General features: G+C 48.0%; 10 protein-coding genes. 8 read left to right on the top strand and 2 right to left on the bottom strand.

Features of this window, described 5'->3' with window-relative positions; all coding sequences use genetic code 11:
• Nucleotides 1-161: 161 nt before the first annotated feature.
• Nucleotides 162-1,469, top strand: a complete 1,308-nt coding sequence (locus tag PP769_RS03155; RefSeq protein ID WP_312645039.1) for a metal-dependent hydrolase family protein — start codon at nucleotides 162-164, stop codon at nucleotides 1,467-1,469.
• A gap of 37 nt (nucleotides 1,470-1,506) precedes the next feature.
• Here the strand turns inward: PP769_RS03155 and PP769_RS03150 are convergent, their stop codons facing one another.
• The gene (locus PP769_RS03150; RefSeq protein WP_312645037.1) at nucleotides 1,507-2,109 is read right to left on the bottom strand and encodes a hypothetical protein; all 603 of its coding nucleotides are present in this window, start codon (nucleotides 2,107-2,109) and stop codon (nucleotides 1,507-1,509) included.
• 334 nt (nucleotides 2,110-2,443) lie between these two features.
• On the opposite strand from PP769_RS03150, the gene PP769_RS03145 reads away from it, so the two are divergent.
• Both PP769_RS03145 and PP769_RS03140 read left to right on the top strand, forming a co-directional pair.
• The gene (locus PP769_RS03145) at nucleotides 2,444-2,734 is read left to right on the top strand and encodes an HU family DNA-binding protein (protein ID WP_312645035.1); all 291 of its coding nucleotides are present in this window, start codon (nucleotides 2,444-2,446) and stop codon (nucleotides 2,732-2,734) included.
• 390 nt (nucleotides 2,735-3,124) lie between these two features.
• Nucleotides 3,125-3,886 carry a tetratricopeptide repeat protein gene (locus PP769_RS03140; protein ID WP_312645033.1) on the top strand — a complete coding sequence of 254 codons (762 nt, stop codon included), beginning with the start codon at nucleotides 3,125-3,127 and terminating at the stop codon, nucleotides 3,884-3,886.
• A gap of 79 nt (nucleotides 3,887-3,965) precedes the next feature.
• Here PP769_RS03140 and PP769_RS03135 read toward each other — a convergent pair whose 3' ends face one another.
• The gene (locus PP769_RS03135; protein WP_312645031.1) at nucleotides 3,966-4,160 is read right to left on the bottom strand and encodes a globin family protein; all 195 of its coding nucleotides are present in this window, start codon (nucleotides 4,158-4,160) and stop codon (nucleotides 3,966-3,968) included.
• A gap of 518 nt (nucleotides 4,161-4,678) precedes the next feature.
• On the opposite strand from PP769_RS03135, the gene ppnN reads away from it, so the two are divergent.
• The 5 genes from ppnN (at nucleotide 4,679) to rbp (ending at nucleotide 10,677) form a co-directional block, all read left to right on the top strand.
• Nucleotides 4,679-6,088, top strand: a complete 1,410-nt coding sequence (gene ppnN / locus PP769_RS03130; protein WP_312645029.1) for a nucleotide 5'-monophosphate nucleosidase PpnN — start codon at nucleotides 4,679-4,681, stop codon at nucleotides 6,086-6,088.
• An 879-nt stretch (nucleotides 6,089-6,967) separates the two neighbouring features.
• Nucleotides 6,968-7,360, top strand: coding sequence for a DUF4168 domain-containing protein (locus PP769_RS03125; protein WP_312645027.1), 393 nt, complete (start codon nucleotides 6,968-6,970; stop codon nucleotides 7,358-7,360).
• Between the two features lie 121 nt (nucleotides 7,361-7,481).
• Nucleotides 7,482-8,099, top strand: a complete 618-nt coding sequence (locus tag PP769_RS03120; RefSeq protein WP_312645025.1) for a hypothetical protein — start codon at nucleotides 7,482-7,484, stop codon at nucleotides 8,097-8,099.
• A gap of 654 nt (nucleotides 8,100-8,753) precedes the next feature.
• A complete protein-coding gene (locus PP769_RS03115) occupies nucleotides 8,754-9,731 on the top strand; it encodes a lipase family protein (protein ID WP_312645023.1) in 978 nt (325 codons plus the stop codon).
• 622 nt (nucleotides 9,732-10,353) lie between these two features.
• Nucleotides 10,354-10,677: an RNA-binding regulator gene (rbp, locus tag PP769_RS03110; protein WP_312645020.1), complete on the top strand. Its 324-nt coding sequence runs from the start codon at nucleotides 10,354-10,356 to the stop codon at nucleotides 10,675-10,677.
• The last annotated feature ends 14 nt before the right edge of the window (nucleotides 10,678-10,691 follow it).

Here is a 10,691-nt window from a genome sequence, read left to right as displayed (position 1 = left end):
CCGGATTAAGGGACGCTCAGAGGGGAGGCCGAACATCCCCTGCTTGTCCGGAGGAGTCTTCCGGGAATGAGCGTGATCGAATGTGTTGCAGATATTGACGAATATACGGTAAAGAAAAAGTGGAGGGTTCATAAGATTTATATCTTGAAAAGAGGAATGTGATGATTGTTCTCTCAAATATACACAAACTCTATGATGGGACGTCGGCCACAGCCAGGTCTATTCACGAACGAGTTGATGTGTGGATAGATGATGGAACCATCCAGGCCGTTACTCCTCATAACCCCGCTCGTCCTCAGGGATCTGATGTTCATCGGATCGACTGCGCAACCTATACCGTCACCCCAGGACTTATCGACTGTCATGGGCATGTGACACTTTGGGGAGTGGGAAATGCTGAACTGGACCGAATGAATTCACCGGAGGCCCCGTTTTGGGCTGAACGTATCTTATATCGCACCTTAGTTCAGGGAGGCGTGACGACCCTGCGGGATGTGGGTGGAGCCACCTCTGTTCTGAAACGACTGGTGGATCAGGGGGTGGTGTTAGGTCCACGTCTCAAGTTGGCCATATGCATGCTCTCCACTACCGGAGGGCATGCGGATTTTCGAGGGCCGGATCGGTGCTGCGGGGAGCTTTCCCGTTTGTGGCCTGCTGGCCCCGGTCGTCCTTCTAGTATCGTCGATGGGCCGTGGGAATGCCGAAAGCGGGTAAGAGAGATTGCGGCCTGCGGGGGCGATCTTGTGAAAATTTGTGCCAGCCCGGGTGTAGTGTCTCCTACCGACCATCTGGAGCATCGGGATTTTACTCTTGAAGAAATGGAAGCGATCTGTGACGAAGCGGCTGGGCGGGGGATGTATGTGGCCGCCCATGCCCATAGTCGAAATGGCATCAAGTTGGCCATTCAGGCTGGAGTTAAGGATATCCAACACATTTCATTTATGAATGAGGACCTGGCCGAATTGGCCTATGCGAAGGGGTGTGTGGTGACTCCGACTGCATGGGTGGGGCAAAAATTGGCTCAGTCAGAGGGGTTCAATGCCTTCATTCGCGCCAAAGTTCAACAGGTGGCAGAGAGCCATGCTCAGGCAGTCAAAACTGCGCAAGCTAGCGGGCTCAAACTGTTGGCTGGCACTGATCCGGTATTACCCGATATGCATGGCCGGAATTACATGGAGTTGGTGGCATTGATCGCAGAGGGCATACCGCCTCTGGCAGCATGGTTCGGAGCGACGGGGTTGGCGGCAGATCAACTTGGACAAACCGATACAGGAACACTATTGGAGGGCAAACGCGCCGATATCCTGGTCTGCAGGGAAGATGTGGTTGAGGACCCGTCGCGATTTGAAAACGGAGCCCTTTTGGAGGTGTTGAAAGATGGCTGGGCCTATCGCAATGGACTTCCGGGGATGAGGCAACGGACCTTTCCGCATTGCGTGGACTTGGCCCTCGGATCAAGCTCTTCGTGAGCCTCTTCTTCAGAGCAGGATTGAAATACAATGTGTCTTATGCCAATGATTGGGTATCAGTCTTGGGTGTAGGCGCTATATCATCCCCAGTTTCAGCGACTTCTTCCAAATCCACAATGAGTTCGCCCTTCGGTGAATAAAATCCCTGCCCATCGATTTGCACAATGCCATTGCAGTTTTCTTGAAAAAATTCCAGGATCCATCCGTTAAAATCATACCCCTCATCAGTCATATCTTTTTTCACCATTTGCGTGGTGGCAATGAAGCGGGCTTTTGAAATACATTCTCGGGCAATCTCGGCTTCGACATCATCAAACACAGATATGCGGTTGAAAAATGAGGTTTTTTCTCCCTCAAACACGTCCTGATAGGTACCCCGGTCACGCAAGCAAAATAAACGGATGGGCTTTCTCTCCCGGCTATACCCAAGGGATACATGGACCCAGTCCCAATCTTCCAGGGCGGCCGGATCCATTTTGGGAATTAGTGGAACCTGATTTTTGGATTTGAGAAAGTCCAGAAGCAGCTTCAAAGGGGGGCTATCCTCCCGCGTGCAAAACACTCTGGAATATATCAGTTCTTCTTGTTCTGAGGATTCTGATTGTTTGGGGAATGGGATAACAGGTAATTCTTTTGCCATATCGATGCCTCGTGTGTGTTGTGCCAATTGCACGAATGACTAAAGTAAGTAAAATGTGTATTTTAGCTACTTTACCGTGACAAAAGCCGAGGCAGCAAGACAGAAAAGTCATTGGGAAACTTATGACAAAAGAATATTCGCCGCACTGGGCTTGTTTTTTGTTGACAGTTTTTGAGGCATTCGGTAGACTCTGCCGCCGTTGTGACAGAAGGGAGAGGTGTTCCCGCGTTAAACCCTTCTTCCAAAATGACAGACAAGGCAACCCTTCCTTGGACTTTTAGAATCAACAAATGGTGTCTCTCACTAAAACAATTCAAATGAGGAGGAAATGTGTATGGGAAAGGCCATGACAAAATCGCAGATTGCCGATCACCTGGCTAAAAAAGCGGATGTTACCAAGAAGATTGCCACGCAAATTCTTGATGATTTTGCCGCGTTGGCTTACAAGGAAGCCAAAAATGCGTTTGTGGTACCTGGAATTGGCAAGTTGGTCCTTGCACACCGAAAAGCCAGAATGGGCAGAAATCCCCAAACTGGAGCTGCGATTAAAATCCCAGCCAAACGTGTCGTGAAGTTCCGCGTAGCCAAGGCGGCTAAAGATGCGATCTTGGGGGTTAAAAAATAACTGTACCCTTCTCAAGGCATTATCCTGTCGGCTTTCCCCTCTCTAAGCCGGTTGGTTTGAATGAATGAAAAGGCTGGGCCCTGCCTTTTTATTTTGAGTGTCTTTCAACAGCCGAGTCCAGATGTCTGGACTCGGCTGTTGTGTTTTTAGGCTGAGTGGGCTCTGGACAGAACAACGTAGATGGGACGCTTTTCAGACTAAAAGTCGCAACAGCCCTTTGATCCGCTGAGGTTTCTCTGATCCTTTTCAGAGAAAAGGTGTAATCTTGCTAAGGCGCTTACGTGTCATAGGTTTTCATGCAGGTACAAGGCTAGAGAGTCGGTCAGGAAATATGTTTTACCGGCTCTTGTTTGAGAACTGAACAATTGTTACAGGATTTTTATTGTTATCATGGCCAGCTCTGCTTCTCGTCTCGGCGAAATTTTCCTTCATCGTGGCGATCTGTCAAAAGCGCGTGAGTGCTATGAACAGGCTACCGCAGAGGCAAGACAGCTGGGATTACCCAAGGCCTTGTCAGATGCTTTGGGCAATCTGGGAAATGTCAGCGCCTTGTTAGGACAGTATGAACAAGCCGAGGCCTGTTATCGAGAAGTCCTGGAAATTCAACGAACCTTGCAAGAAGGGCAGGCCATCGGGGAAACCCTTGTGAATTTAGGAAGTCTCAAAGCCGACAGGGGTGAACCGGAAACGGCTCACGCGTTCTATTTGGAAGCTATAGATTATTTGGCCCCGTTAGGCCATGACCGGGCTTTGGGGATTTTATACAGCAATCTGGCCCTGCAAGAATTAAAGTTACATCGGTCCGAACCTGCCATTCAAGCCTTTCACACGGCTTTAGACTATCACCGCAAAGTCGGAAATGAAGACGGCCTGGCTACCACCTATGGGCAACTTGGAAAAACATTTTTTCATCTGGGCAATCTTACACGGGCCGAGGCCTGTCTCAATAATGCGACTGAACATTTCATCAAACTGGGACATGGTACGGGAGAGGCAGGAGCCTTGCGTCTACTGGCTGACGTCTATATCGAGCGAAATGATCATATCTCGGCGCTTCGCTGTTTGGAGCGTGTCGTGCAAATCGATCGAACCTATCGGCTCCCACAATTTGAGGATGATCGCCAACGATTAGCCTGGTTGCGTAGGCCCTAAGCGGACTTACAAAAAAAGGTCTTCATGTTGTGGGAAAGTGTATCCCGGAGCTGAACGTGGGCCGCCATAAGCGTGTGATTCAAAGACATGCTACGATTCTGATAACCCGATCTATTTTTAACTTTTTCCATTCAACAATATAGGATCGCAGATTGCCGATTTTGGCCGTCACCTCATCATGTTCCCGTTCAGGAATTTTAGATTTCTTGAGTGTCGCAGCCAAATGGTTAACCACAATGTCGAACTTTGTGTCGGTGATCCCCCAAACCCTCATGGGTCAGCTCTAGTGGTCGATTAATCTTCTAGCAGGGACCCCCTGTATTGAAGCCCAAGAGGTTTTTATTTTTTTGGCGCAATTTATCCCGGGTGTCAGTTCCCATTCCCACAAAAAACCGACCCACGACCGGGTCGTCCCAACCTTTGTTAAAAAGACATCCACGACGACAGAGTTGGCATCATAGCCTCCCAGACGGTCATTTAGGGATTTTGAGGGAGGAAACGCAAAAACCGAAGAGAATACTGGTAAAGAGATGTTGAATTTCAATCTCCCCCTCGTGATCATATCGAATGGGGACCTTCGCCTGCCTACCCTCAACGGATTTTCCAGATTCTTTACATAATCGTAGCACGGTATATTCTGCCGGATGTGTTCCTGCGCAATAGGTTGTGTTCTGACACCGCCCATAGAGCCTGAACAGGTTGGTGTGATAAATTGACCTCTTGCTCGTGGCCGGCATTGGGCCACGTTCACACAAAAAGGGCTCTCATTTGATTAGGAGCTAGGGCGTAAGAATGGAAAACAATCGAGAGTACATAACATCGAAACGCACATCTTCCGGTCAGGGAGTGAGTGTGAGCATCACCCCGGATACCTCAATGCACATGCTGTCGCAGCATGAAGTTGAGAAGCTCAGGGAGACCAGTGAGGGCGGCCTTCATGAAATTTTCAGGAGCAGTGCCTTAGCGGTTCTGACGAGTGGCAATGATACGGACGACACGAAAGCCTTTTTCGCCCGGTATGCAGATTTCGACGTTGCCTTGGAGCAACGGGATCGCGGAGTGAAACTTGAACTCATCAACGCTCCGGCCAGTGCGTTTGTGGACGGGAAGATAATTCAAGGTATTAAAGAACATCTCTTTTCGGTGCTACGTGACATCATCTATGTCCATAACGAAATACACCACAATAAAAAATTTGATTTAACGACATCCAATGGAATCACCAACGCCATTTTCCATATCTTACGAAACGCCGAGATCATTCATTCTGTTGATGATCCGCATTTAGTGGTGTGCTGGGGAGGCCATTCGATCAGCGAGGTCGAATATCGGTACACGAAAGAAGTGGGGCATCAACTCGGCTTGCGTTCCATGGATATTTGCACGGGCTGTGGGCCAGGGGCGATGAAGGGTCCGATGAAAGGGGCCACGATTGCTCACGCGAAACAACGTATTAAAAACGGGCGGTATTTGGGCATCACGGAACCAGGCATCATTACGGCTGAAGCTCCGAATCCCATTGTGAATGAACTGGTTATCATGCCGGATATTGAAAAACGCCTTGAAGCATTTGTTCGTGTCGGACATGGGTTTATCGTATTTCCCGGCGGGGCGGGGACCCTGGAAGAGATTCTTTACCTGCTCGGCGTCCTGTTGCACCCAAATAATAATGAGGTGCCCTTTCCGCTTATCTTTACGGGCCCCAAAGGCAGTGCCAGCTATTTTGGAACGATTGATACCTTTATCAAGCAAACGCTCGGCCCTCAAGCCGCGCAACGATATCAAATCATCATTGACGATCCTCAACGTGGGGCCTATGAAATGACAACAGGCATACAACGTGTACGGGAATTTCGAAAGCGGACCCATGACGCTTTCTATTTCAACTGGCATCTAACCATTGACCATGAATTTCAGAAGCCATTTGAGCCCACACATGAGTCGATGGCGCAATTGGATCTCCATGTCGACCAACCCATCCATATGTTGGCCGCCAATCTGCGTCGGGCATTTTCAGGAATTGTCGCCGGTCATGTGAAGTCCCAAGTGCTCAATGCCATTGAAAAAAATGGGCCATTCACCATACACGGGGATTCAACAATTATGAAGCTCATGGATGAACTCCTGCAATCCTTCGTTAATCAGCACCGCATGAAAATTGATCAACAGAATTTCAAGCCGTGTTATGAAATTATCGCCTAGTCGACGTGTGGCATGCTTCCTGTTTCTTCCACTTATCCCCCTCATCATGCCAGATATTTCCCCAAAGCTTGCAGTCGTGATTTTCTTGAGTAAAGAAATAATGGGTAATCAAATGGCCTGCCCTTCCCATACTTTCTGCGATGGCTCTATTGATCAAATAAACTGAGCATAGGTGCCGAGAGATTTGAGACGAAATACCTATGTTTCGAGACCATCTGGGCCCTTTATTAAGAAATGGTTATAGAGCATATGGTTCAATCCATCTCATATCATCTGAAATTCTGCCTAGCGTCATTGATCGAGCATGGTCCCTCCTTTCTCGTATTCCCTTTGTGAATAGGACGAAAATTCTTTCTCAACCAATGGAATTCACGCGAAGCGATCTCTGTACGAAAGCAAAAAGACCAAGTCAATGGATAAGATATGGATTCTTAATTCGGACAATCTCAAGGACTGTTCAAGTTTTCCTAATTTACTTTCGCTTGAAACTGTAGGGATTTCATGTGCATTCGTAGGCTCTTCCCTACGCTACATGCGAAAAACACAGGATCACCCCAAAAGAGGCCCTAGAGGAGGATTTTGCGCCCCTGCCTTAAGTTATGCCTTTCAAAAGGGTACTTCCGCACTTCGGCCGCTGATTTTGGCCTGGCTTTTGCCTTATGTACAAAAGAATGGGATGAAAATTAAGTTTATGAAGGTTATGAGGTTATGAATGGGTTTCACGTTTCTCTGACTCAATCCACTGTTCTAAAAGAAGAAATGATTGTTGGGAGACCCCCTACTTGAGTTTGCGGCGTAACTGTTTTGAAAAGATAAAAAGACGTATTTGATCTCAGCTTGCTGGGGAATAATTATTCAAACTAACAAAGGAGAGCTGGTATGAATTCCATGGCAACGAGTTTACAGAAATTGAGTGTGCTGCTAGTGATTCCAAGTCTATGTGGCTTGGGACTTTTTTCTGTGGTACAGGCGCAAAATGTTAATTCCCAACCACAGAAAGTTGAATCCCAACTGATTGGTCCGAACCTTGAACCCTTTGCTGAAGCCTACAAGGAAATTTCCGAGATCCATACGACGTACAAGGAGCGTATCATCCAGGCAGGTGACCCAACCAAAAGTGAAGCTCTTCAAGAAGAGGCTAATCGGAAGATGAGTCAGGCCGTGACGGATCATGGATTGACCATCAAGGACTACAATACAATTTTTCAATCAATTCAAAATGACCCGGCCCTCAAGGAAGAATTCATGACGGTACTGAATCGCACGCAGTAAAAAATGTCATAATACCCGCTCTACTCGATTTTTTTTAATAAAGAATAACGTCTCAAACGACAAAAACCCGGTTTCTCAGAGTGGGAGAGGCAAAAGGGAACGGAGGGAGCAAGTACCAGCAATGTATCAGATTCTTGGACAAACAGCGGCCTTGATTATGTTGCTTGTCAGCATTGGATGTTCGGACTCATCCACTGACCCTGCTTCCCAAGAGCCTAAGGTGGATCAGTCGGGATTTACCGCAAGCCTATCCGGATCTGTGAGTGGTGAAGTGTCGGGGGCAGGTGTGGTGACCTACCTGCCCCCCAAGGAAGGGGACCCCGTGACTGGAGTGCGTCCCGGTTACTTTCTGGTTGCGAATCTCAATTCAGCTAGGAATGACAAAAGAGAGTTTCTCATTATTTTTCGAGTCCCTGGTGAGGCACAACCTGGCGATCATAATTTGGTGGCACCCGATCCTTTGAGGGTGGGTGAAAATTTTGAGGTGCAGGTTGAAATGGTAGAAGAAGGAAGATCCATTTCATACCAATCCAATACCGAAGGGACCATTACTCTAGAGGATTTCGCTCCTAACAGTGCTGGTTCCGGTAATAGTAATATTACCGGAACTTTTCAATTTGTGACGGAAAACAGCGAAGGGGGACAGATCTCAGCCACGGGCACGTTTGATTTGCCTTTGGGGAGGAGAGTCGTATTTCAGGATTCAGCCTATTCCGGAAAAGATGTACCGAAGGGCTGATCGCCATTCCGATTAGCCACTCAACCCTTCGTGACCGACCCCATTCCTTGTCCTCTTGATGAATGATATATCCGCGTTGTGCTGGAATCTTTGATCCGGGATTCCTACCCGTTTCATTTCTAGCAGGGTGTTGAAAGTTAGCCGGCTGCGCTCCCTGTCTTCGCCGGAGCGGCTACGCCAAAGCCGGTCGGCCCTGTGTCGTGCTCACGTATTCCTTTGTACCCTCCGCCCCCCAAAACGCCTGCGGTTTTGTTGGATGGATCTATTTGGAAGTCCTGCCGTGGGTGCCTAAAGTTCCTAAAGTGTGAGTCAATATAGACCTTTTTCATGTTTTTGAATTTCAGCAGGCTGCTAGCTTTTAATTGATAATATTGGCACAGTTCAAATAAAAGATTCCCGCCACAAGCAGCAGGGAAAAGAAGTGATTCAAAATTTTCTATTTCCCATTAGAATCCAGCAATCGCGATTTCTGTGGTCCAAATTCAAAGAGCGTTCCTTCTCCTTGGTAAAGGATGCACTGTAGGGTTCGACTTCCTCTTCATCAACGCCTTTTGCAGGCAAATTGTAAACGTCACTGTTTGGAATTACTTTGTGGCAATGGACCTGATTCCAGTTACATTGGAATATAAGTTCAATCCATAACAAGCTCAGCCCATGCCAAAGATTATTCCTAGTCCAAAACTAGAGGTAGTGTTACCTCCAAATTTGAACCATAAATATTTCGCCGAGGCCAGCCACCATCCATTCCGGTTTAGGTCCCAAAGCTTTCAATTGGTGAATGCCTGGTGGTTGGCGGAAGCCGCCTTACTGGCGTATGCCGAAAATGAATTTGCAATTCCTCAATACACTAAGGCCGGCTTGATCGTGGAAGGCCATCAGCCTTTTAGCAATGGTGGAAGTACGCAATGCTATGTGGCCCATACTCAGGATGTTGTGATTGTGGCCTTTCGCGGCACGCAGGTGCTGAAGCCGGTAGGAGGTCAGCTCCCTGGTGAGATCTGGCGTCAGGTAGTCAAGGATTTGTGGACGGACGGAAAATTTCGGTTGATCGTATCTGGTCAAGGTGGGTCTGTGCATGAGGGCTTTAAAAAGGCCTTGGACGAAGTGTGGGAACCCCTCAATGCGTATTTAAATGGATTGAAAGAGGAAGAGCCAAATCGAACTTTTTGGTTTACCGGCCATAGTCTTGGCGCGGCTCTGGCGACATTAGCTGCCGACCGCTATGGAGATGTGCAAGGGCTCTACACCTTTGGGTCTCCGCTGGTCGGGGATGAGAGTTTTGCGAGGGATTTCTATGTCAGTGGGTATCGATTTGTGAACAATAATGATGTGGTTGCTCGAATACCACCCTGGGGTCCCAATGCGTTGAACCTGATGAAGTGGGGTCGTTATGAACATGTCGGTCTCCTTAAATACAACGATGAAACCGGTAAACTTTTCGACAATCCCTCCATGTTGGATAGAGTACAGCGTGGTGTGGGAGGCCAGGTTCAGCTTCTTCGTGAGATGATGAATCAATGGTCCAATGCCGAGTTTAGTGATATACCCATTGATTGCTTCAATGATCACGCTCCCCTGTATTATGCCCTTCGTATATGGAATTGTTATGAGCAGGAACTCCAAGGTGTCTAGGAGTAAATTTCCCCCAGGTTTCCTGAATGGGCCAGTCACTCCTGTTGTATATGTATACCTCTCGTTTCGTTAAAAAATGAAATATATGCCTCTCTCTTCACGACGACAAAACGGCTATCCAAGCCAAGGGTAGCTGAGGGGAAATCCGTTCATTTGGCCAGGAACAGCCTGACCGTTTGGGAATTCCGCGAAAAATAAGGGTGGAAGCCGATGGGAAATCCGGATTTGAACACTGTATTTCCGGCGTGTTTCCACACTGTCTTTTTGTACCAAGAAGGGATGGCTTTTTCGTAGAACCCTGAAAATGTTAAAGAAAAAGGCTTTCTCGCCTCAATTGCTCAGAGCCACGTCCATATTTCAGTCAAAATTTTCCGTTCCCTTCTACTGAAATTGGCTATCTTCTTCCCTTCTCTTGTGCTAGTTTGAATGAACTTAACGCCTAGGGCTTGGCGATGAGCAATCAAATTACCAAAGCCCGTAACCGGTGTTGTTTTGCCCGAGAGATTACTCGAAAAGTGTCTGTCCACTGTCGCATGAATGCAGCGTCCGCGGCCTACTCCTTCTCCAGGTTTTACCCTTTCTCGAGCCTAAGACAATATCATTTTTCAAAAGGAGGACCCCCATGGGTTCAAAATTGTATGTAGGTGGTTTGCCGTATTCCGCGACTCAAGCAGAATTAACCGACTTGTTTTCGGCACATGGCACCGTCGAGTCAGCCAATGTTATTAGCGATAAATTCACCGGCCAATCGCGCGGGTTCGGATTTGTCGAAATGTCTTCGGGAGAGGAAGCGCAAGCGGCGATTTCAGCCCTGAACTCTACCGAGTTTGGTGGCCGCACATTGACGGTCAACGAAGCTAAACCCCAAGCTCCACGCACGGGTGGTGGAGGGTATGGTGGCGGCGGTGGAGATTTTGGCGGCGATAAACGTCGCAGCCGGTTCTAACCAGAACACCAATA

The organism is Candidatus Nitrospira allomarina (assembly GCF_032050975.1).
Taxonomy (GTDB): domain Bacteria; phylum Nitrospirota; class Nitrospiria; order Nitrospirales; family UBA8639; genus Nitrospira_E; species Nitrospira_E allomarina.
Note: the sequence above shows the minus strand (reverse complement) of the source record. Positions and strands in the feature narration are given on the sequence as shown.